Annotated in this window: 22 protein-coding genes; 13 read left to right on the forward strand and 9 right to left on the reverse strand. The window is 62.2% G+C overall.

Going from position 1 to position 22,084, the window contains the following annotated elements; all coding sequences use genetic code 11:
- Positions 1-6 precede the first annotated feature (6 nt).
- Positions 7-678: a hypothetical protein gene (locus tag DBZ45_RS08850; RefSeq protein WP_111903550.1), complete on the reverse strand. Its 672-nt coding sequence runs from the start codon at positions 676-678 to the stop codon at positions 7-9.
- Between the two features lie 29 nt (positions 679-707).
- Positions 708-1,250: a hypothetical protein gene (locus DBZ45_RS08855; protein ID WP_111903551.1), complete on the reverse strand. Its 543-nt coding sequence runs from the start codon at positions 1,248-1,250 to the stop codon at positions 708-710.
- Between the two features lie 671 nt (positions 1,251-1,921).
- On the opposite strand from DBZ45_RS08855, the gene DBZ45_RS08860 reads away from it, so the two are divergent.
- The 8 genes from DBZ45_RS08860 to DBZ45_RS08895 all read left to right on the forward strand — a co-directional run bounded on the left by DBZ45_RS08860 (position 1,922) and on the right by DBZ45_RS08895 (position 10,695).
- Positions 1,922-2,209 (forward strand): hypothetical protein, encoded by a 288-nt coding sequence (locus tag DBZ45_RS08860; RefSeq protein WP_056345693.1) that lies wholly within the window; start codon positions 1,922-1,924, stop codon positions 2,207-2,209.
- A gap of 12 nt (positions 2,210-2,221) precedes the next feature.
- Positions 2,222-3,619 (forward strand): hypothetical protein, encoded by a 1,398-nt coding sequence (locus DBZ45_RS08865; RefSeq protein ID WP_111903552.1) that lies wholly within the window; start codon positions 2,222-2,224, stop codon positions 3,617-3,619.
- Positions 3,612-5,117 carry an SCO6880 family protein gene (locus DBZ45_RS08870; RefSeq protein ID WP_111903553.1) on the forward strand — a complete coding sequence of 502 codons (1,506 nt, stop codon included), beginning with the start codon at positions 3,612-3,614 and terminating at the stop codon, positions 5,115-5,117. The genes DBZ45_RS08865 and DBZ45_RS08870 overlap by 8 nt, the downstream gene beginning before the upstream one ends.
- Positions 5,118-5,350: 233 nt before the next feature.
- Positions 5,351-6,565, forward strand: a complete 1,215-nt coding sequence (locus tag DBZ45_RS08875) for a hypothetical protein (protein ID WP_083706195.1) — start codon at positions 5,351-5,353, stop codon at positions 6,563-6,565.
- Positions 6,566-6,574: 9 nt separating this feature from the next.
- The gene (locus DBZ45_RS08880) at positions 6,575-8,383 is read left to right on the forward strand and encodes a TraM recognition domain-containing protein (protein ID WP_111903554.1); all 1,809 of its coding nucleotides are present in this window, start codon (positions 6,575-6,577) and stop codon (positions 8,381-8,383) included.
- Positions 8,373-8,882: a hypothetical protein gene (locus DBZ45_RS08885; protein ID WP_111903555.1), complete on the forward strand. Its 510-nt coding sequence runs from the start codon at positions 8,373-8,375 to the stop codon at positions 8,880-8,882. The genes DBZ45_RS08880 and DBZ45_RS08885 overlap by 11 nt, the downstream gene beginning before the upstream one ends.
- An 88-nt stretch (positions 8,883-8,970) precedes the next feature.
- Entirely contained in the window at positions 8,971-10,125 is a 1,155-nt protein-coding gene (locus tag DBZ45_RS08890; protein ID WP_146617469.1) for an ArdC-like ssDNA-binding domain-containing protein, read from the forward strand.
- 60 nt (positions 10,126-10,185) lie between these two features.
- Positions 10,186-10,695 (forward strand): single-stranded DNA-binding protein, encoded by a 510-nt coding sequence (locus DBZ45_RS08895; RefSeq protein ID WP_111903557.1) that lies wholly within the window; start codon positions 10,186-10,188, stop codon positions 10,693-10,695.
- A 664-nt stretch (positions 10,696-11,359) separates the two neighbouring features.
- On the opposite strand, the gene DBZ45_RS08900 is transcribed toward DBZ45_RS08895, so the two are convergent.
- Positions 11,360-12,019 carry a hypothetical protein gene (locus DBZ45_RS08900; protein ID WP_111903558.1) on the reverse strand — a complete coding sequence of 220 codons (660 nt, stop codon included), beginning with the start codon at positions 12,017-12,019 and terminating at the stop codon, positions 11,360-11,362.
- Positions 12,020-12,261: 242 nt separating this feature from the next.
- A complete protein-coding gene (locus DBZ45_RS08905) occupies positions 12,262-12,603 on the reverse strand; it encodes a hypothetical protein (RefSeq protein WP_111903559.1) in 342 nt (113 codons plus the stop codon).
- Positions 12,604-12,841: 238 nt separating this feature from the next.
- Here DBZ45_RS08905 and DBZ45_RS08910 point away from each other — a divergent pair, with 238 nt between their 5' ends.
- Positions 12,842-13,492 carry a hypothetical protein gene (locus DBZ45_RS08910; RefSeq protein WP_111903560.1) on the forward strand — a complete coding sequence of 217 codons (651 nt, stop codon included), beginning with the start codon at positions 12,842-12,844 and terminating at the stop codon, positions 13,490-13,492.
- Positions 13,493-13,554: 62 nt separating this feature from the next.
- On the opposite strand, the gene DBZ45_RS08915 is transcribed toward DBZ45_RS08910, so the two are convergent.
- From DBZ45_RS08915 to mobF, 5 genes are all read right to left on the reverse strand, one after another.
- The gene (locus DBZ45_RS08915; RefSeq protein ID WP_111903561.1) at positions 13,555-13,956 is read right to left on the reverse strand and encodes a hypothetical protein; all 402 of its coding nucleotides are present in this window, start codon (positions 13,954-13,956) and stop codon (positions 13,555-13,557) included.
- 354 nt (positions 13,957-14,310) lie between these two features.
- On the reverse strand, positions 14,311-14,538 hold the full coding sequence (locus tag DBZ45_RS08920; RefSeq protein ID WP_111903562.1) for a hypothetical protein: 228 nt from the start codon (positions 14,536-14,538) through the stop codon (positions 14,311-14,313).
- Positions 14,535-14,663 carry a phage major capsid protein gene (locus tag DBZ45_RS23190; protein WP_146617470.1) on the reverse strand — a complete coding sequence of 43 codons (129 nt, stop codon included), beginning with the start codon at positions 14,661-14,663 and terminating at the stop codon, positions 14,535-14,537. The genes DBZ45_RS08920 and DBZ45_RS23190 overlap by 4 nt, the downstream gene beginning before the upstream one ends.
- A gap of 109 nt (positions 14,664-14,772) precedes the next feature.
- Positions 14,773-15,300, reverse strand: a complete 528-nt coding sequence (locus DBZ45_RS08925; protein ID WP_146617471.1) for a hypothetical protein — start codon at positions 15,298-15,300, stop codon at positions 14,773-14,775.
- A gap of 19 nt (positions 15,301-15,319) precedes the next feature.
- Positions 15,320-18,889 (reverse strand): MobF family relaxase, encoded by a 3,570-nt coding sequence (mobF, locus tag DBZ45_RS08930; RefSeq protein ID WP_111903565.1) that lies wholly within the window; start codon positions 18,887-18,889, stop codon positions 15,320-15,322.
- A gap of 116 nt (positions 18,890-19,005) precedes the next feature.
- Between mobF and DBZ45_RS08935 the strand changes: the two genes are divergently transcribed.
- The 4 genes from DBZ45_RS08935 to DBZ45_RS08950 all read left to right on the forward strand — a co-directional run bounded on the left by DBZ45_RS08935 (position 19,006) and on the right by DBZ45_RS08950 (position 22,073).
- Positions 19,006-19,251: a hypothetical protein gene (locus DBZ45_RS08935; RefSeq protein WP_146617472.1), complete on the forward strand. Its 246-nt coding sequence runs from the start codon at positions 19,006-19,008 to the stop codon at positions 19,249-19,251.
- Positions 19,252-19,692: 441 nt separating this feature from the next.
- Positions 19,693-19,998, forward strand: a complete 306-nt coding sequence (locus DBZ45_RS23640) for a tyrosine-type recombinase/integrase (RefSeq protein WP_111903567.1) — start codon at positions 19,693-19,695, stop codon at positions 19,996-19,998.
- Positions 19,999-20,206: 208 nt separating this feature from the next.
- Positions 20,207-21,025, forward strand: a complete 819-nt coding sequence (locus DBZ45_RS08945; protein WP_111903568.1) for a hypothetical protein — start codon at positions 20,207-20,209, stop codon at positions 21,023-21,025.
- 490 nt (positions 21,026-21,515) lie between these two features.
- Positions 21,516-22,073, forward strand: coding sequence for a DNA-binding protein (locus tag DBZ45_RS08950; RefSeq protein WP_190243064.1), 558 nt, complete (start codon positions 21,516-21,518; stop codon positions 22,071-22,073).
- Positions 22,074-22,084 lie beyond the last annotated feature (11 nt).

Consider the following 22,084-nt stretch of genomic DNA (forward strand, 5'->3'; position numbering starts at 1 on the left):
TTGGTACTAAGTGTTGGCTGAATGATCCTTGAGGTAGCCATGCTTATCCACCTGACTGAGATCGACACTCTTGGCAGTCCTTATCAAGTGCGCCACTTGCGGGTCGTCTCCCTCTTGCTTCTTTGAAAGACGCTGCTGTGCGACCAGCATAAGGATGGAAGATGCAACTGAAGCTTCCTCCCTCGTGCGGGTGTACTCCTCGTCCGTGAGTTCTGGCACGTGGTCATGGTCCCGCAGGATCAGGTTTCGAGCAGCTTGAGCCACAGCGCCGCCCGTGCTGATCACAATCATCGAATAGATCCGCTGCATCTCCGACGTGTGCGAAAGGCCCTTGGCGCTCAAGGCGTCGGCTAGGTCCTTTGTGTAGTCGCGGTTCCCCAGGGTCCTTTGATCTCTTGGGTACTTACTGTTTATCTCTCGCCTAGTGACCGTCACGTATTCGAGGTAGCGAAAGTTTGCCGCAATAAGATCTGCAACGTGCGATGTCGCGGTCAGCCGCCACTGTTCTTCGTCCTTGTGCTCGCGTTCATCTTGGGCCTTCGTACGGTCGATAGCAGCCTGAGCTTTCATCGTTCGCCGTGTCGTGAAGTAGGTGAGCAAGCCACCAGCGATGATGCCGAGTAGTGCAGACCACCAAGGAGCTTCGGCACCGGTCATGAAGTTCAGGAAGCCATCCATTGTGTGTCTTTCGAATCAAGCCGACGCGCTTATCGCAACCAGAGAAGATACCAGCGCCGCTTCCGCCGCTCTGCAGGGAGCCGTAGAGCTTTGCGTGTCGCGGAAAAGAGCTTGGCCTGAGCGTCTCGAACGGCTTTGGCATCACCGAAGCCCTCGTAGTCACGCACCTTACCAAACACGGCCCAGCACTTGCTGAGTAGATCGTCTAGGGCCTGTCGATGCCCCTCCGTTGTGATTGGAGCGATAATCGCGTTGCTGCGGCGCATGTCGGTAAGCGACTCGATCATCTGGTCGGCAAGCTTTCGCATGCCCTCTCTGTCTGAGACCTTTGTCAGCTTGACGCTGCTGAAAAGTTGAGAGGCTTCGAGAGTCTTACTGTAACTTTCCCGAATCTCCTTGTCCCACTGCCGCCTATCATCAGCCCGCTGCTTCCGCCCGTCGCTTGCTTTCGTGCTAAGGAATGCGATGAAGGCACCTACAAGTGCAAAAAGTCCTGCGATTGATGGCACGAACCAGGCTTGTGCGTCTGCTGTAACTTGGTCAAAGAGATCAAAAAAGCCATTCGGGTCCACGTCCGAAGATTATCACGCGAATGTCTTGGCCTTTTAATTGAATGCACCGAGTGCTTAAATAGTGGTATATAGTACAACCCTACGAATAGATTCACTACAAGATATAAACGTCCTAGAGCGCACTGAACTAAGTGCAGATTATGTCGATGACGCTGAAACTCTTCTGGTTCGTAGCATTGAAGGTCTCTTCGTCGGCCAGTCTCTATATGTCGGCCAACTTTCTCGTGAAGGCTGTGAGTCGGCCGTCATTGAGTCTGTAGTTTATGAGACGACTATCCGCCTGTCTGAAGCCCTCAAGCTGCCACACGCGCGCTATGAGCCCGTCACAGCCGTACTTGGTGACTCGATCCATATCCACCGTGCCCGAATCTTGATGGGCGGGTTCCAAACGATGATCAGTGGTCGCTCGGTTCAGTTCGGGGCAGGTGTGTGCCTAGGCTGGGTGCGGCCAAGACAGGGTCAGGGCCGCGACTGCGGTATTCGGCAACTTCAGGAGCCGCGACGGCTCCAGTTGGTCCTCGACCACAACTTCTCCGCCGTCGCTGTCGGCACCTCCGCAGGCTCAATTTCTCGGTAGGCATCAGATTGGTCATGCTGCCTCGTCCCAACTTCTCCATGAAGTCGTGAGCCAATCTGCTCATTCCCATGGAAGTCGACAGACGGAGCGTGCAATGTTTCTCGCAGCGGTGGATCCTGGCATCACCCCAAACGCGGATTTTCCCTTCCTTGAGTCACTCAAACAGATCGGCGGTGGCATCCTGGTTGGAGCCTTCGTCGTCATCGCGATCGTGGCCATCATCGGAGCCGCAATGCTCCTGGCTGGCAAGCTGAGCCAGTCCTCCCGATTGGCTTCCGGCGGCGGCATGATCTTGCTCTGGACCGGACCTGTGGCCGCCATTCTGGGAGGTATCAACGGCTACATTCTCTGGTCCCAGACGGCGTTCCCGCTCGGATTCTAGGCCCACTCGGTCATGCCGGTTGAGTGCGATCTGAACGGTTGGTGGCCGCCCGGCTGCGGTCTCGTCTCGCAGGCGAACGACGGTGTCCAGAGTTCCATCACGGCGTTCTTTGCGGACATTCTCGAGAACGTCGCTTCTTGGATCTGGTCTTTCATCACAGGCGCATTTGGCGCCTCCGACATCGACGATTCCCAGTGGGACTCCGTCAAAGGCCTGACGAACTGGTGGGTGGTCGTCATGATGACCCCGCTCGTCATTGCCATGATCCTCCAGCTGCTGTCCGGCCTCATCAGCCAGCAACCCCGCCGTCTGATCCGGGCCCTGGTTGGCGGTGCCGCCGCGGTTCCCATGGTGGCCGGCGCTGTTTACCTGGTCCGGGAACTCACCAAAGTCGGGGATTCTGCTGCCACGGCCCTCTTGGACTCCCTGGTGACGGACCCCTATGTCCTGTTCATGCGGCTCTTCGGCTTCGAGAAAGCTCCGGCGGACTCGGGCCGGGAGTGGAACGTTGTCTCGTTGGCCCCGGGGACAAGTGGGGGCGCAGGGGGTGCCGTGGTCGTGACGGCGATGGCCGTTGTCGTTGTCTGGATTCTGGCCTTCATCCTGATGTGTTCGATGATCTTTCGGTCTTTCGCCCTCATCTTGCTCGCCGCCGTCGCACCCGTGGCTCTCATGCTGATGCCCTGGGAGAAGACGCAATCGTGGGCCAGGCGGTGGGGCGAGATTGTGGTGGCGTTGCTCATTGCCAAGCCGCTCGCCGCGACGGTGCTAGCTGTGGCCATCAAGCTTTTTGCCGAATCAAAGTCTTTCGCCGGACTTGCCGCCGGCGTTGTTGGCATGGCCCTGGCCTGCGGCGCACCGCTAATGGCTCTGCGCCTCGTGTGTTTCGCTGGTGGCGAGTTGGCAGCTGCTGCGCAAACTGCCGGTGGCGGCCACGTCCTTTCCCGAAGCTCCGGTTTTGCTGCCCGGCAGATCAGCCGCCAAACAGGCGGTCGCTTCACGCTGGCTGCGTTGGCCAGCCACTCGGCCATAACCCGGCCGGTTCAGTCGAGCCGGCCGCAGTTTCCCACCCGGGCGCTGCCGCCAAGAGTGCCGCTGCCGGGACAGCTGATGGGCGCTTCGCCTTCCCGCACTTCCGGCGGGAACACCTCGGCTCTGATGCTCGACGGCGATACGTCGCCTCACCGTGCATCGTTTCCGCGAGCGCGAACCGGGGTTAGTGAGCCGGGCTGGAGCCCGGAACCGTCAGGCAATGGAACGCCGGCTGGTGCCATAAGGGAATCTCCGCAGTCCCCGGCTTCGAAGGCCCCTGTCGCCGCCGCTGCCTCGCCAGAGGCGGCTGCGCCGCCTTCCCCAATCCGCCCCCAAACCACGGCCAAGCCTCCCATTGACAGTGATACCCATGTCTGAAAACTCTCGAACTCTTGAACCCGTCAAGTTCCCCCGGTACGAGCGCCGAGGCCTGTTCATGGGCCTGAACTGGTACCAATTGCTCCTGCTCGCGGCCGGTGTTCTCGTGGGCAGTGTGGCTTCGGCAGTGCGCGGACCTATTGGCCTCTTTACCTCCGGGCCGCTGTGGATGGTTCTGATACTGCTCGGATTGCTGCAGTACTCGAGGATTCCCTACCCAGTGTGGATCAGCCATGCCGTCCTGTTCTTCTACAGGTTGGCCGCAAAACAGACCCGCTATCTTGTGCGGCCGGAGCGTCCTGTCCTTGCCGGACGCCTGGCACTTCCGGGCGGGTTGGGGAACCTGGAGCTGCGCAGCGCTTCCCGCGGGGAGTCGTTCATAGTGGACTGCCGCGGCAAGGAGGCAATAGCCGTGCTGCGCTGCAGCACCAAGTCATTCGCACTCATGGACGGCGACGACAAAGCCTGGGCCGTGCAGGCATGGTCCAGGGTGCAGGCAGGACTGGCCCAGCGGGGCTGCGTAGCCAGGATCGCCGTTCAGGACTACACGGTCCCGTATCCGTCCACGGCCCTTCGTGACTTCTACGAAGGCACAGTCCGTCGGCAATCCGGTGACTCCGACGAACGAAGCTGGGGCGAGCGCTCTTACGAGGATTTGATCGCTGCGGCTGGTTCCGCCATGAGTCATGAGCTGTTGCTAACGATTGTTGTGGACACTGCCAAGGCCCGACGTCGGATACGGGAGGCAGGCGGGGGAGTCCGCGGCGTCGAACGGGTACTGCGGCTGGAGGTCGAGGCTATGACCACAGCACTCGGAACACACAGCGTCAGCGTCGAAGAGTGGCTGCCGGAGGCAGGCCTGCTCAACATCGTTCGTGCTGCCTTTGATCCAGCATCCGCGGCAACCACGGACAGGCAACAAGCCGGCGCTCTAACGGAACTGGAGTGTCCGAACGAGTCGGAGCCCGCGTCCTCCACCGCCCTCGCCGCGCCCATGGCGGTGGAGGAGCACTGGACGTATGTGCGGACGGACACCGGCTTTCACCAGACGTTCTGGATAGCCGAATGGCCGCGGCAGAAGGTCTTCCCCGGCTTTCTCCACCCGCTTATTTATGTCGGTGAATTCCGCCATACGGTGACCGAAGTAATCCGGACTGTGCCGACAACCGAAGCGCTCCGCGATATTCGTTCTGCCCAGGAAGCCCATGAGACCCGGAGACGGATCAACACGCGCTTCGACAGGCCCCTTACCCGCGAGCAGAAGGCAGAGGAGGAAGAAGTCGCACAGCGCGAAGAAGAGATCGTCGCGGGCCACGGGGATGTGCGGCCAGCCGCGTACGTGACGATCACCGGACCGACGATCGAAGATCTCGCGCGGTACAGGCAAGAACTGGAGTCGGCCGCCGCGGGAGCCTTCGTTGAACTGCGGCTGCTGGCTGGCCAGCAGTGGGCAGCGTTCGTGGCCGGGGCGCTCCCGTTCGGGCGAGGTCTACGATGAAGCGCGCAACGCAGGCTGTTCAGTACATGCCATCGGGCGCGAAGCGGCAGAAGGGACCGCGGCTAAAGGAGGCCAACGCAAGTCAGGTCTCAGGGTCCCTGATTCAGAATCTCAGCCAGAAGCTTGGCGCCCGGCTGGACAGAACGGAGCGCGGTGGCGACTGGGGGAGCCGAGAACCGAAGTCCCTCCGCGGTCCACACCGCCTCCGCCCCGCACCACACCGGGCATCCACAATGACTTTCGCAGCGGCCTACCCCTTTATCACCGAATCTGGACTCGGGCACGAGGGAACGTACATCGGTACAGACGTTTTCGGCTCGGGGGCGTTTTCCTACGACCCATGGATTCTCTACGACAAGGGCGTCATCAGTGGGCCCTCTATCGTTGTGATCGGCACGGTTGGGACCGGGAAGTCCATGTGCGGAAAATCCTTGGTGGCCAGGTCCATAACCCTTGGGCGGAAGGCCGCCGTCGCTTCCGATCCCAAGGGTGAATGGGTTGCAGTCGCCAACGCGGTCGGCGGCAAGGTCATTTCCGTAGGCCCAGGCCGGCCAGCCCGCGTCAACCCGCTCGATGCCGGTCCGCGCTCAAGTGCCCTTAGTGAGGCCCAGTGGCAGGCGGTGGTCCGCCAGCGCCGTCGCTACCTGCTGGTGGCGCTGGTCTCTCTGATGCGGCAGGGCATGCCGTTACGGCCCGTGGAGCACACGGCCTTGGACATGGCGCTGACAGAGACCGTTGCCGAGAACTCGAACCCGACGTTGCCCATGGTGCTGGACCATCTCCTGAATCCGTCCAAGGAAACAGTCGGGCTGGTTGGCAAGGATGGCGGACTGGCGGTTGCACACTCTCTCCGGCGGACCGTCTCCGGCGACTTGGAGGGAATGTTTGACGCTCCCTCCACCGTTGCCTTCGACGCCGACGCGCCCATGATGGTCATGGACACGTCAGCGCTTATCGGCGCCTCAGAGCAGGCGCTGGCGCTCGCCGCTGCGTGCGGTGCAACCTGGCTTGAAGCAGCCGTCACCAATCCCGACGGCGGCAAACGCCTGGTGGTGTACGACGAAGGCTGGCGCATGCTGGCCGACCCCTACATGCTCGCCAAGATGAGCGAACAGTGGCGCCTCGCGCGCACGTATGGCATTGCGAATCTGCTCATCATGCACAAAGTGGCTGACCTCAATGAAATCGGCGACAGCACGAGCGGCCACCGACAGAAGGCCCTCGGCCTGCTCACTGAAGCAGATACCAGGATCATCTACCGGCAAAAGCATGATGCCATGCGCCTGACCAAGGAGGCACTTGGGTTATCGGAGGCCGAATGCGAGCACGTGGAGAACCTTCCCAAGGGCGTTGGACTCTGGAAAGTCGGAAACAGGTCCTTCATTGTGGCTAACCGGGTCACGACCGATGAGTTGAAAGTATTCGGCACCGACGCCCGGATGCTCTGAGTCCATCCCATGAGTTCCCATCGCGGTACCGAAAACCCACTGCTCACCGCCGGACTTGTTGCTGCGGCCGGCTACATCTGTCTCTGCTTCCTGGTCCAGGGTGCTGCAAACCTGGCGATAACTTGGCGCTGCGGCGGTAGTAGGCCGTCGCCGTTCAACCCTGCCGCCGTCGTCGGGCTCTTTGCCGGCCGAATGGATTGGATCATCCGAGAGGCGAAGCAGTGCGACGTCGGGACGGGCGCCATCTGGTGCATCGTTGCACCGGTGCTGCTCACCTTGGCCGCGCTCGCCGTTGGATCCGTGGTGCTATGGCGAAGGTGGAAGCAATCAGGCGCATGGCTACGTCTGGACATCCTGAACCGGGAAGGAATCGCCCGACGCGCGGAAATTCAACAGGACTTCGGAAGCAGGGCTGTTCGACGACGGGGAAGGGTCACAAGGCCAGGACTGGCCAAACCACGGATTCAGGACGTGGCCTGGACGCTGGGTCGCTCTCGCGGCGTTACGATCCATGTCTCCACCGAGGAGTCGATGGTCATCCAGGGAGCTCCCCGCTCAGGCAAGGGTCTTTACGTGATTATTAACGCGATCCTCGATGCGCCCGGCGCTGTGGTGACGACCTCCACACGCGCGGACAACCTGGCCGTCACCATGAGAGCCCGCTCTACCGGTGGCCGGCCAGTTACTGTGTTCGACCCGCAGGGTATGTCCGGGTTGCCGTCAACCCTCCGCTGGTCACCTGTCCGCGGATGCGAAAACCCCGACATCGCCACCCGCCGCGCCCTCGTCATCACCGCGGACACCGAGATGAAAGGCGAGAATGCCGCGTGGCAGAAGCGCTCGCTGATCATCCTGCAGTGCCTTCTCCACGCCGCCGCTTTGTCCGGGGAAGGAGTCCGGGCATTTCGGCGCTGGTCGTCCAGCCCGGTGCTGGCACGGGAAGCACTCGAAATCCTCAGTCGCAAGGAAGCAGCGCTGGGTTGGCAGGCCGATCTTATGGGCATCCTCGAGGACGACCCGAGAAATACCTCGAACTCGTGGATTGGTGTCTCGGCGGCGGTTGCGCCCCTGTCGTCGCCCAAAGTGCTTGCCGCCCTGGATCCCCAGGACGAGTCTGAGGAATTCGAGCCCAAGGAGTTCATTCGGGACCGCGGCACCCTCTATCTGATCGGCACCCGGGCGGGAGCCGCAGCGGCGGGGCCATATCTTTCAGCCTTGATCGATGACATCGACAACGCTGCCCGGGAGATGGCCTTTGTGGCGCCGGGAGGCAGGCTCGACCCACCGCTGTCCCTCATCCTTGACGAGATTGCCAACCTGGCTCCGTGGCCGGGGCTGCCCATCGTACTTTCTGATGGCGGTGGCATCGGGATCTCCACTCTTGTTGTCCTGCAGTCCCTTTCCCAGGCACGGACCGGCTGGTCCGTCGATGAGGCGGCCACCATCTGGGATTCCGCCATCATCAAGGTGATTTTCGGAGGGGGCTCCGACGAACGTGATCTGCGGTCCCTCGCTGGACTGCTGGGGGAGCGGAGCATCGTTCTCAACACCCGGTCCTGGTCTGCGCAGGGCCGTCAGGACGGAGAACAAATCCGAGAAAGCCCGGTCCTGCCGCTCCATGAGATTCGTCGTCTGCCGGCCGGCACCGCCCTCATGCTCGGGCGACGAAGCCGCCCGATCCTCTTGGATCTGCGGGAATGGCACAAGCGCAAAGACGCCGCCGAGCTTGGCCGCTCCAAACGGGAGGTCGAACAGGCCCTGGCAGACGGTCATATCTTGAGACAGCAAGCGGCGGGTGAGGTGAACGATGATCAGTAGTGACGACGTCGAACGCTTTGAGATCCCCTCAGCTGGAGGGGAAGACGACGAGCTGACCGCGGAGCTATTTCGCTCTGCGTTGCGTCCACCTGGCCGGACCGCCGGTGTGACATATCGCTGGCGTGAATTGACCGGCGAGCAAGCCCGAAGCGTGTGGACTGCTCTGGCAGCATGGGTCCGCTGGCTGGTGGCCACCTATCAGCTGACAACGTCGGTAGTCCCGGATTGCTGGTGGCGCCACTCTGAGATCGTCGCTGAGCTCTATGCCCTGCAACGCGCGGAACTGGCCTCGTACGCCAGCGACGATTCTGGTTTCGGACCCCTCGCCTTTCACGAAAGGCTGCCCCACGCCGTCGAACGTCTGCGAACTCATACCAGGACTGCCGGTTGTGTCGGGCTGCAGGCTCATAAGGACCCGACGCCGAGAATCCTCCCGACGGACACGCCGGAGTTTATCGAGTGGCAGGCGGCCGCCCACCAGCTCGTCGACGAGTTCTGAAGTCATGCTGCTGGCGCAGCCGAGGACATGAATTGGTATCCGCAAAGAGGTTCCGCCAGATTCCCGAGGAGCAAGGAAGGCGGCTGTCGTGGCCCCTAAACCTGAAGACGCATGGAGCGCGGTTACGGCCGATGTCCCGGCTGGCACGAATATGGGCGGTACGCGCATGACGCCGGAAGAGCGCATCGCTACTTTGACCGAGGGCCTCCATAAGATCCTGGAGAAGGCTGTGGAGTCGCCGTCGCACTGGCAGGTACTGCTGGACGCCTCGTCAACCTTGTGGCGATACTCTGGCGGCAACGTCGCATTGCTCGTGATGCAGATGGCCCAACGCGGCACCGAGGAACCCACCCTTGTCGCTGGGTATAAGGAGTGGGCCCGCCACGGCCGTACGGTGACAAAAGGTGAACATGCACTCTGGGTGATCGCTCCGCGCACGGCGCGAGTCCAACAGGTGGCGCTTCCCGACGGTAGCCGGCAGCGCGTGCCTGTGGGCGGTCAGTTGCCACACGGCGCCGTCGACGATGGAAAAAAGACCGTAATCACGGGATGGCGTGGCCAGGCAGTCTTCGATGTCTCGCAGACGCAGGGTACTCCGCTGCTCGTACCGCGGGGTGGCGGCTCAGTGGTCGATTCCGCTGAACTATGGCGTTCTCTTGAAGGCGTAGCGAGGAGTCACGGATTCAACGTTGACGTCACGGATGCCCAGTATGGGCTGACCAGTGGCTTCACGGATTTCGCTGAACATCGGGTACAGGTTGGCGCCTGGCTCGGCCTTGAAGAGCGGACAGCGGTCCTTGCCCACGAGCTCGGGCACGTCCTGCTCCATGGACCCGATGACAGGCTGGGACGCCTCTACGGGAGCAGTGCAGACCACCGTGGATTGGCTGAGGTTGAGGCCGAATCTGTGGCGTACACGGTGCTTCGAGCTCATGGCATTGATCGGGGACCACAATCCGCAACTTACCTGGCCGGCTGGGCTGATGCCGTCCTCGGTGCGGAGAAGGATGCGATGTCCCAAGAGTCGGGCACCAAGCTTCCTGGGTCCCGTGCGGACATCGCGAAGTCGGTATTGGGCCGCGTTACTGCTGCCAGCAAGGGAATTCTCGAAATCACGCTTCCGCCGGGATTCGGCGGAAAGATCACGACCGTCGAGGCGGATCCTCGGCTGGACCCGACGGCGACTTACGTCGGGATGGGCCGGCCGGCGTCGACCGATGGGCCGGTGATGGCTGGACCCTGACGTCGACTGCGTTTATCTGTCCGGCGGGAGAGTCCCGCTGGTTCCTGAAAGGAGAAGTAAATGGGCACCAAGATCCCGATCAACATCGCGGGCAACCTAGTTGCCGACCCCGAGCTCACCGTTGGTGAAAGCGGGGTGGCCCACGCCAAGCTAAGGGTCGCTGTCAATCAGCGAATCCAGGGGGCGGACGGCACGTGGCAGGACGGCGAACCCGTCTTTCACAACGTATCCGCGTTCCGGGCGCTCGCAGAGAACGCCGCGACTTCGCTGAAGAAGGGGGACCCGGTCACCGTGGCGGGTGAGCTGGAGTTCCGTTCGTACGAGAAGGATGGCGAACGCCGCGAAGCCCGTCGCATTGTTGCCGACACCATCGGACCGGATCTGCGGTTCGGCACGGCGGCATACCAGCGTTCGTCGCATGCGGCGGGCGTGGTGGCCTCTCCCGAGGTTCAAACCGGTGTCGAGGCGGCAGCTGTCGAATCTGTGGCGCCGGCGTACAACGTCTCGTTGAAGCCTCCGGTGTTTCTGCCTCGTAAAAGCCAAGCGGCCGGGAATCAGATCAGCTTCTAGCCACCGCCGGTGAGTCGCGCAGTGGCGCTCGTGGCCTGATAATACGAGGAATCGGAAGGCAAGCTTGGCTGCCTTCCGATTCCTCGTTTAAGCGGCACCTGTTCAACCTGCCCTGGAACAGCAGATGATTCGGATGCGAACTGATCCCGTAGGCAGAAGAGGGGGCTTCGGACTCGGGAGACTGCCTACGTCCGGGCGCCGCGCGACACCGACCCTCCGGCAGGTGCGCTCGGCATGCTTATGGGCGGGGCGGGGCGGGCACAGCCGAAAGTTGCTGTTCGATGCCGCCTGACCTGGCGCCCCCGCCTGTACGGACGGAGTACCGAGGACACCAGTGGCCCGAACTGGAAGAGGACACGAGCGGCGCAGTGGGGGCCGGGGAAAGCACCTCCGGCGACTTCCATCGCTCTGATGCCGTAACGGAGCGGACAAGCATCCCGAGATCGCCGCCGGCCCCCAATACCTACAGCGCCTACTCTTGAAGTTTGCACGCGAGTGTTGGGAGCACCTAGCCGAATTTCTGCGAGAGGCCGTGCTCTCCGTTCTAGCATGGGCCCAAGACGTTCGGGACCCTGCCAAGCGCGAGCTGATGGAGTCTGCCGGTAAGAAGGAAAACGCGATGATGGTGACAAATGCGACGAATTACTCTTTCTAGTCCTGCCAACTAGCTTTCAGTTTCCCGGGAGGGCGGGACCGTACCTTCGTGTGCGGATTCATCGGATGCAGGCGACGGCATTTTCTCCCCAAACCCCCAAAAGGACTTGACGACGGCGTACATTCTCGGCATAGCAGTCAGGATCACGGTCAAAGTTGCCGCAATGAGGAGGCCGCCACCAAAAGTGGGAAGGAAGGAGTTCTCCTTGGGCCGGAAATAAGTGTAGGAGACGGCTACACCATAGAGAGCGCAAACGAGGAAAGCGGTCTGTCGAAGAGGGCTGCGGGCCCTATACGCCGCCACCGTAACCATAAGTACGATTGCAGTTACCGCGCCGACTTCATAATTTGTCGTCGTCAGGTCGCCGCCGAATCCAAACGGTTCCGCAGGGGAAGGGGCCTCTAGGTGCACTGTTGGCCAGACCGGAATGATTGAGATGCTTGCGATCACAAAACCCAGAACCAAGGCTGCAAGGCAAAGTTCAAGGAGGCCATCGCGTTTGACGCTAGCGATCCACGCCAAACCCGGGGAGTGTTCCAGTCGACTGCCCTCACTCATGGCGAAAAGTGGCAGGCTGGCGAGCGCTAAGAGAATGACGACTGGCGCTGCGGGCGCCCAGATGCCCGACAACCAGTTGATGATGACGCCGCAAACAACTACACCAGCCACGCTTCCCCATACACCGCTCTTTGCTTCGGCGGGTAGTGTGGATGACTGTCCGGTGAATTCTTCTGCTGGAATTTGGCCCCCCTAGATATCAATAATTCGCCGGTAGGCGAATCGAGCAAGTAGCCGCTCGGATGCCAATTATCCAGACTCGGGCCGCTTACGCGAAAACCTATGTCGCCGAATGCTGACAGCCGCGGGGGCGCCGCAAAGCGCTGTGAGATGCGACAAGGACGACCAGGGTCTCAGACGGGTCCTGTGCTTTCCGCTTTTTGGGTCAGCTGGCTCCCGCCGACGGCGTACTGGTCAAACGGAATGTTGAGATCGCGCTTGACGGCCTTCACGTACTCGCCTTTCAGCCGGTGGTAGTCCCGTAGGGCGCCCCGAAAGTTATACCCGTCTTGCATACCCGGTCCAAAAAGTACGTCATGAAAAATCTTGTCCGTGAAGTTTTCCATATCTACGGCAGCCTCCCTGACGGAAGTAGGTGCCATTAGCTCAAGGGCTCCCAGCTGGGCTGCAGCAAACTTCTCCTTCAGATCTTCCTCTGTAGTTTGTTGGGCACGGTATGCGGTCGCCGCAAACATAAGAGAGTGGGACGAGTTGAGGAACGCGCTATACGCCTCTATTTTTTGGTCGCGGAGCCACTTTTCGTGCTCCTTTTTTTGTTGCCACTCTGTTATAGATGCTGAACGCCCCAGCCACGAGTCCGCCGCCGAACGCGCTTGCAAGGAGGGTGGGCAGGATGGCAGTCAAGTCGGTCATAGCTCAAATGGTAAGTGGAGGTGAACGGGCAGGCCGGACACCGCAGCTAGACTGCGATTCATGTTCTGGGGTATCGATCAAAAAGACTGGTTGCAATTGTGGAGCGGCGCCCTTGGTTCCCTGGGCGGTGCTGTCGTTGGGGTGTTCGGCACGTTTTTCGCCGCGATCATTGGCGGCGTCGTGGCGCTGGTGGTTGTCCGGCTGAGCAATGACTATCAAGAACGGCTAGCCCGACAACAGGGCGAACTGCAAGGGCGACTGGCCGCTGAGCAGGCCGAACAGCAGAAAGCTGAGGCGGCCCGCATAAGAGAAAACAGCTTGGTTGCCGACCTCATTGTCGCCACGGGCGACATGCTCGATGCCCTATGGGAGGGCCGCGAGGCCGTTGAGGCCGTTCGGCGCCGTATGGCGGCCACCGTAACTGTTTGGAAGTTTGAAACGCGCAACCCAGATCTGTTCGCCGTGATTTCCGCGTGGCCCCACTACATTCACAACAAAGCGCGGTATGCACTGGATAGCCCAATTCAGTCGGATCGAATTGAGGCCCACGGTGAACTCCGGGCCCGCGTAGGCAAATTTGCGACGGCAATGGAAGCGTGGCCGACAGCGGATGCCGCGAAACGCGCCGAAATCTTGGCGGATCTGAAACTGCCGCCGGGTGGGGTCATAATCCTTCCAGCCGATCCACTCGCTAAGGTCAACCGCCCCTAGACTCGCCAGCGTGCCGATGGTTGGGGCGCAACTCCAGGCAGAGTTGCGCCCCAACCGGGTGCCTACTTGGTCTTGCAGCTGGCGTCCGTGTCGGACGAAAGCCCGAGCTTAAGCCGGATCTTCTGGGCGGTGGGTTTGGCTGGCCCGCTGGCCCAGTCGTTCCACGCCGTCAAGAACCCCTCGTCGTTGACTTGGTTTGCTGCGGCTTCTGTGCCGCTCAGGTCCCCGTACATGCTTTCGGCGAGGGCAGCAACGTCCGCCTTGACGTTTTCGGGCCAAAGTACCTTCTCGTCCGACAGGGTTTCGATTGCCTTTCTGTACCCGTCGCGCAGTGCCGCCGTCGCCGACTTTGCTGCCTTGAGGTTGAACGGTTCAGCTTGTACAACCGTGCTTGCCTTATCCGCGAGGATATTGCTTGGGCAGATCGTGGCTAGGTAAAACTTCCCAGCTTCGGCTTTCGTCATGACGGTTGGAGTCGGTGACGGCGTTGCCGTTGCTACTGCCGTCTCAGTCGGAGCGCCGCTGGCTGGCGCCCCGCCGCTGCAGCCTGTGAGGGCCAAGGCGCCCAATGCCAAGACGGCACATATCTTCTTCAATTCATTTCCCCCAGTGGGTGCGAGTGCTGTATGAGTGACACCCGATAGTAAGCAACAGACCCGGAAGTCGTTGAATCCTCAACATAAAAGCCGTTCAGCGGGCCCGAGTTGTGGGTCTTTTTTCTGCGGGAGAGAACACCGCAACCCGGTGGAGGGGCGGTCGCCGGCTTTCGGCCAGCGACGCGACCTACCCCACCACCCTGCGGCCGGATTCTTCGCGGATTACTTGGCTTTGTTGCCGGTGTTGACCCAGCCGACCGGCGGCCAGGGTTCGGCGACGTCGGCCGGCACAGTGACGCTTTCGCCGCTGCCGTAGACCTTGCCGTCGTGGCTGACTTGGTACGGGGCCGCGACTCTTACCGTGACGTCGGCCGGTGCCGGGCCCGCAGCTGTGGGTGCCTCGGTGTCTGCCGGTGCATCGTCGGCCTTTCGTGCTGCTGCCCGGGTCATAGTCCTGTCACTTTCACGATGGCGGCCGGGCGGGTCACGCCCAGCTGCAGCCGTTCCTCAGCCACGAACGCTGTCTGGTTCAGTTGGAATGCGTCGTTGTGGGCGTTGTTGGTTTGCATCTTCAATAACAAACCTCTTGTGGGAAAGTGGGAGCCATACCTGGGCCAGCCGACTCATCGCCTACTTACGCTCGTCGCCACAGTCCTAGCGCTCCTCCAGCACTCCTTGGCTTGCTCACGCGTTGGCCGCCGCCGGCGCCCAGGCAAGGCAGTCTGAAGCAGGCAGGTAGTATGTTGCCGGCCACGGCAAACCCGGCATGACTTGAGCAGGATCCGGTGAAATAAGTAGCACGGAGCCGGGCCAGATTGGTTCGTGCAGGGACTCAAGCCAAGCGGGCTGCACGTGGTCAAAGCGGTTCCACTTGATGGTGATCCAAGATCCTGTGGGCTCAAGGGCATCGACGCTCAGCACGGTGACCTCCGCCGTCGTGCCGTGTAGGCGCTTCGCCTCATCGAAGTACTTCCACCTCTCCCTTGCTGCCGCCGTCCAACTACGCCGCCGACGTACCCGGGCCAGCCAGATCGCACCAACGATGGGCGCAGCGAGAAGGAATGCAATAGCCGCCATCATTGATGGCCATTGAGACGGCCAGCTCGCGGCAATAGATGCTAGAAGAGAGGCGGCACAGATCACCGTCACCAGGCTGACGAGGATCAGCGCAGGCGTCGCAAGCTTCGGCTTCAGGACTGGGTTAGCTTCCACTGGTTACCCCCGTGCCAGTTTAGAGCTGCCAGCCGACATTGATAAGGCTGTCTGCTTGAGTGACCGGTTCTCCAACCCAGCCGTGCCCCTGCGGCCGTCCGGTAAGCGGGAGAGCCAGCCGGCCGATGAGCTGGTCAATGGCCGCGCGCTGCTCCCGTTGCTCCCACTCGTACGCTGCTGGAACGGGTCCCAAAGGAAGCGGTGAATCTTCAATGCCCCATCTGTCCCTGAAAATCGCGACCCGGCCTACGACGTCGTGTGCGTGATCTGACCGGGTGTCCGGGTCCAAACTGTCCACAAGGTTCCGTTTCCATACCGCATCATGAGTGAGGGCGCCTCTGATGATGTGATCCATCCTGTGTCGCATCCGTTCCTGAACTTGGCTAATTAGGTTTGTCAGATCAGGGCGTGGGGACTGCACTGGGGCTAGCGGATCCTCTGCAACTGCGGGCATCTCAGTGAGGAAGCGCCGGAGCCGGGAATGGACCACGGCTGCCACCTCTTTGGCCGATTCGCTGGTTCCCAGGGTGGCCTTCACCACGCGCTGGGCGCTTGGACGGCTGACCTGAACAGAGCGGCGCCAGGCCGCAACAGTCGCGCCCCAGGCTGGAGACTGCTGCAGCTCAGCCACTGAGCCGGCGGAGTACGTCTCGAGGAATGCCGACAGGTCCTCGGCAGCGGCGATTTGCGCGAGATAATCGAACTCAGCACTGAGGCGCTGCAAGCTATCCGCTTTCGTCCTCTCCGCGTCGCGGACTTCGTGGGCCGTCCGTTCAGCGCCCTCGGCAGCAAGGACTTCGCCTAGGATCTGCTGCCATGTGGCTTGCAGGGCGGGATCCAGAGGTTCGTCCTCCAGCGGATCGCTCTCACTGACATAGGCATGGTTTCCCACGCGTCCACGGGTCATGCTCACATACAGCAGCTCTCGTGTGAGACGACCCTGCGTCACGACGGTATGTCCTGTGTCCACCGTCAGGCCCTGCGAACGGTGGGCAGTTGTCGCATATCCGAGCTCAACTGAATTCGCTACGTAGTCGCGGGTCAAGGAAATGGTTGCACCGGTATCCCGGCGCACGGCGGTGAGGGAACCGTTACGCCGGTCTGCACGGACGACGTCGAGCATGGTTCCGTTCCGGATGAAGTCTCCATTGCTGTCCATGATTGTGCGGTCATTCTGGCGGGCGATGACGGCGTCACCGCGGCCTGCACGTGATCCCTCACTGATCGGTACCGCTTGCTCGGCGTCTACGTCACCTTGGATAACCCGGTCGGCCTGGGCACGCTGATTGAGCATGCTCACGGTGTCATTCTCGGCTGCAATGAGAATGGAGGACTTGCTGGCCTTAATGTCCGCCTGCCAATTGAGATAGGCCTGATCGACCATGTCCAGGTATGAACCGTGTCGGAGGCGTCCGTGCCGGTTGTACTCGGCAACTGCAGAGAAATCACCAGACCGGAGCTTCAGTGATGCGCCTTGCTCCCAGACCTGCTCGAACCGCCAAATAGTTGTCAGCCGGGACGTCTTGCCTTGACGGTCCAGCCAGCCAAGGATGCCGCCAGCATCAATGGCGTCCAGTTGTCCCGGGTCGCCCACCAGCAGGACCTTCGCCCCGGCGTCTCGCGCCTGCTGTACCAAGGCGGCCAGCTGAAGAGTGGACACCATCGAGGCCTCGTCGACGACGACCAGCTGGTTCCGATGAAAACGCCACCTGTCCTGTTCGGCAGCGAGCCATGCGGCCTTCTGTGCCAGCCGGACGGTGTGTGGGTTCCTGTCGCCCTGGTGAAGAGTAAGACGCTGCTCCGCATCGAAGAGCTGGGCCGCCCGGTTACCGGCTCCCTGACCAGCGGACTCGTAGAGCCATTTGGCGACATTCTCAGTGGTCATTGCAAGCTCTCGCCCCAGAACCTCGGCGCTTGCTGCTGCCGGTGCCAGGCCAACCACGGTACCCGTGCCGAATCCTGCTTCCCAAGCTGCCTTAACCGCACCGAGTGTGGTGGTCTTGCCAGTACCGGCGGGACCTACGATGGCATCGAGCTGGTTGCCGCTGAGCAAGACAGTGGCTGCAGCCGCGCGTTGATCAGAGTGCAATTCCAGACGGCCATGGTGCTTGTAAAGGGAGAGCGATTCCATGGTGACTTCTGCGCCCACGACCGGACCGCCGTCGTCGTTCCTTGCGTCCATGACGGCATCCTCGGCGGCAAGGGTTCCTGCATCCGTGAACAGGCGGGAGCCCTGGAACTCGAAGACCGAATGTCCTGCGAAATGAAGATCAGAATGCGCATCGACCGGGACGGTGTAACGGCGCTCGTTGAGCGCCACGGACTGGTTTTCCGCGGCCCTGGCCACGGCATCGATCATGGCGTTACGGTCCTCCGCTGTTTTGCAGCGAATTTCGGCGCAGACACGTTCCGCTTCCGCGATGAGGTTCCACCGGTTCCAGGTGGCACGTTTCATGGCCACACGCTCCCGTGCCAGTGACCCGACGGCGTCGTTCCAGGACGGAGCGAAGTCACGGGAGCGGAATGGGGTTCTTTGGCTGCGCCGAACCGTTGCGGCGAGAACATGACTTGGGCTAAAGCCTTTGTTGGTTGCCCGCTTCTGCCACTGCGCTGAGAGTTCGTGCAGTGGTGCGACCGTTTCCGATTTGGCTGTTCGGGTTGAAAGGGTGGCCTGCTGCCGGAGCTTGATGATGGTTGTCGCGGATGGGGGAGTGCCGTGGCCGGCGGTCCATTCGGCAACGAGCCGGTCGGTTTCGAGATCGATAAGGCGGGAGCGGTTGGAGAACTCGCGAATCAGCGCATCGTCGACGCCGGCGAGTTGCGGGCTGGGGTTGTGTGTGGTCGCGGCCGGCTTGCGGAAGTCCGTCTCGGTGCCGAGGTTGCGGCTGAGGGCGTCGAAGAGGAGGCCGTTGTACCGCTCGCTGGCCGCGACTGCCGTCTTGTACAGCGTCCGAGAATCCAGTGTCACCCAGGCACCGTCGGTGATGCGCTGGATCCGGTTGGCGATGACCATGTGCGTGTGCAGCTGAGGATCGCCTGCACGTGACTCCCAGTGGTCGAAGGCGGCGGCGATAGCCCCACGGGTGCCGATGTGGGCGACGCCGTTGCGGCCAGCCCTCGTGTGGATGACGGACTCCTCGAGCCATTGCAGGGTGGCGCTGACGGCCTGGTGGTGGGTCTGGAGGATCTGGTCCTGGATGCTTCGTGGGCTGAGGGCCCAGAGGACCGAGACGGATTTGGGCACGCTAAAAGTGAGGTCGAATCCGACGACGGCGAGGCGCGTTTCGGTTCTTCCCCCGCTCTTTTGGACGAGCGTCGGCTGGCCATGGGGTCGGCCGAGGGGAGTGCCATTGTCTGGGTGGGCGGCCTGGTCGAAGACGGCCTTGGCGTCCGTGTCCGTGACGATGTCCCCAGCTTCACGAGTGATTCCTGGCAGGCCGGAGCCTATCCAGCGGCCGAGTGGCGTTCCCGACTTCATGTAGTAGGTCGTGGCGTCCGTGGGAGCGACCCTTGCGTCATCCATCATGATGGTCTTGAACAGGTACTTCAGGCCGGACTGAGCCGAAAGCCGGGCGATGGACATGGTCATGGCTGCTGTCCTTGGCGGGCGGGGTTATTCCATCCTCGGCGGCGGAACAACTCCTTGGATTTGGGGTCCAGTTCGACGTCGGTCGCCCGACTACTTGCCAGTAGCCTCCCGGCCACATGGACCAGGTCGTGGGCATCCGCTTTCTGAATAGCCAGGAGCCGGTCAAGCTCTCGGCGAAGGTTTTGGGCGGTGGCCCGTTGTTCCGCGGCCTCGGCTTCGAGGCGATCGATGTCTACGGCTTGAAGTCGGAGTTGGGCGTGGAGCGAATCCACGCCTCTGCTGCTGGGGCCTTGGATGCGAGACAGTCCGCCTGTTGCTCGGTTACGACGCGTGGGCGTGGCGGGTTCGGAGCCGTCTCGTGATGCCGCGGAGGGCATCGGTGTTGACCCCGAGAGGCGCTGCCGACGTCGACGATCGCGGTGTCTGTTAGCGCAGCGAGTCGAGCAGAAGCGTTGGGAGGCGCGGCTCGGTTCGAAGCCCTCCCGACATTCGACACAAATTCTCTTGCCCACGTTGGTTCATCAGCGGGGACCCACCTTGCGACATGACCTGCCGTGAGTCGATCTCACGGCGACCGCCTTGGATGCCAGAGGTGTGAGGCAGTTGATTCGCTGGCAACAGAGCCGGACCGTCGGGCAATCCAGTAGACCGGGGTCGGGTGGGGTCTCGGGGACCGCTGCTGTGAAGGCATGGCTTCGGCAGATTGGCCAGGAACGGAAGGCAGCGACCGTGCGGGTGCCGGCAGCGCAAGACCGGCCGCAGGCCATGTCCACCTTCGGTAGGCGGTTTGCCGCCGCTTTCTCGTGGCTCTCCCTCGATGCCAGCGGCCTGCTTCTAGGCATGGTCCGCCGGAGACACAGGAGGGTTTAGCGAGGAACTGGAGTGGGCCGGTTCAGCGCCTCGCGCGTAGGGTGGGCATCGACGGACAGATCAGCCCTCACAGCCTGCGGCACACATTCGCCACGATTGCCCTAGACTCGGGGACCGCGTTACACGACCTGCAGGACAGCATGGGACACGCGGATCCGCGCACAACCAGGCGGTACGACAGAGCCCGGAACAACCTCCAGAAGTCCGCCGGCTACGACGTCGCCAGGGCGCTGGCGTAGAGACAGGCCTCGCCTCGGGCACCAAGTAGTTTGGTGTCGTGAACGATTTGACTGCGGAGGAAGCGACTCCGCCGGATGCCGAGACCATGACCGCGATCTACGAACTCCCCGTTCCGATCTGGGTCAGCGCCGAGGCCTTGGGCCGGACCTATCCGTCCGGCGTGGGCCCGGTCCGATTCGACGTCGTGATGCCGGAGGACCATGTCCCGTGGGTGGACCCCCGGTTGTCGACGGCGTTGTCCTGCCGGAATCCGTGGACGGGAAGCTGGTCGAATGGACAACAAAGTACGCAGCCACGATTGCCAAGGAGTTCCAGCCGGCGACTGCCATACGCCGAATCGTCATCACTGCCGTGGAAGCTCCCCCGGATACCACTCGCTCGTGGGGTGCCGACCAGCAGCTCGGAGAATACATCCAATTCTGGTTTGACGGCGTGCGCACCTGGGCCGAGATTGAGACGGGACAGGACCTCGACCCGAATCATCGGGTCTACACCGCGGAAACGGTTGGAGCCGGGCTGACGTTCATTGCCCCAAAGCACGAGGACGTCCTGGGCTTTCGACTCTCGTCTCCTCCCGTAGAGCCGGTCACCGCGTCGGGCTGGCAGTTGATCCTCGCTGCTGTCCGGGACGACATTGAGCCGCCCCTGGGTCTGCTCCTCTACCGTGACGCCAGGGCCGCCTACGCCCGCGGCTTCTTCCGGCGGGCAATCATCGACGCCGCCGCGGCGCTTGAGCTCGCACTCGCGGGGATCCTGAAAAGCAGGATTGGCGATCTTCCTGGCAAGCAGCGTAAGCGCTTGGAGGGCCGTCCGACGCTGGGCGCTTCCATCAATATTGCCGAAGTGTCCGGCATCAAATTCGACGTGCCCTACGAGAAACTCAAGGAACTGAACAGCGCCCGGAACGACGCCGTGCACCGCGCGCAAGCACCTGGCGCGCTTGAAACCTCCGCATTGCTGTGCGTGGCCGGCGAATTCCTGCTAACCGCACCACGGGTGAAGGGTTCATCGGCGTCGGCAGATTGAGCCGCGCGGTTGCTGGCGTAGATTGACGCGGGATACGGAAGAGGTCCGGCAGACCTGCGGACTCTCGCAGCGCTGGGGGCCGGTGGTGTCCGTGCGCCCTGGCGCCCGGTGTTGCCGCAAGTGGCCAGAGCAATCGGGCGGTTCTGAGCGGTCAGCGGGAGGTCCTGGGGGAGCACCCGGAGAGGGCTGTTTTCGCCCCCGTATACAAGAGGTACGAAAATCGCGATTCAATGTCCCTGGAAGGGGTCCGCCACGCAGCCCATTGACCCGGCGACAGGTGGGCCCGCCCGCCATTGTCGGTGCTGCTTGGCATGCTGATGCTATGAACCCTCAGCACATTCGTTGTCGCAGACCAGGTCCGCGCGCGCATTCACTGGAAGCGGCTCGCGGTGGCCGGATCCGAAGTGGACCGCCGGCGCGAAGCCGACTGGGTTTTAGTATCGGTAGTAGCATATCTTGCCGTTACTCGTTACTAGCGTTACTATCACGTATGAGCACCCCAGAATCTGCTTCCGCTCCTGAACGCCGCGCAGCCGTGGCCGCCGAGGCTCTGGCCGCCGAAGGCCTGCCCGTCACCAGCCGTGCCGTACGCGCACGGGCAGGGGTCTCCATGGCGGTCGCGACCGAGGCTGCAACGACGTGGAATGAACGCGAGGCGGCCCAAGCGCACATCCCCGAGGCGCCGGAGTCCGTTACGGCCCGCTTTAGCGGCATCTGGCGGGAAGCGTACTCAGCCGCGCGTGACCTGTTCGCTTCCGAGCGCGAGACCCTGACCGGCCGCCTCCGGGTGGTCGAGGAGGACAACAGGTCCCTCACAGCGGACCTCACAACCTCAGACGGCCGGGTGGCGGAACTCGAAGCTGAACTGGAGCGGGTCCGAACCGACGCCGAGCAAGCTGCCGCCTCAGCGGCGGCCGCCCACGCCGCTGAACTGTCCGCAGAGCGGTCACGCGGAGACCGGGCAGAAGGTGCCCTGGGCGCGGTGACAACGGAGCGTGACCGGCTACTGAGGCAAATAGAAGCAGCCCGCCCTCCGGCAGCCGGCTGACGGCGGAGCAG

It is taken from the genome of Arthrobacter globiformis, assembly GCF_003261175.1.
Classification (GTDB): Bacteria; Actinomycetota; Actinomycetes; order Actinomycetales; family Micrococcaceae; genus Arthrobacter; species Arthrobacter globiformis_A.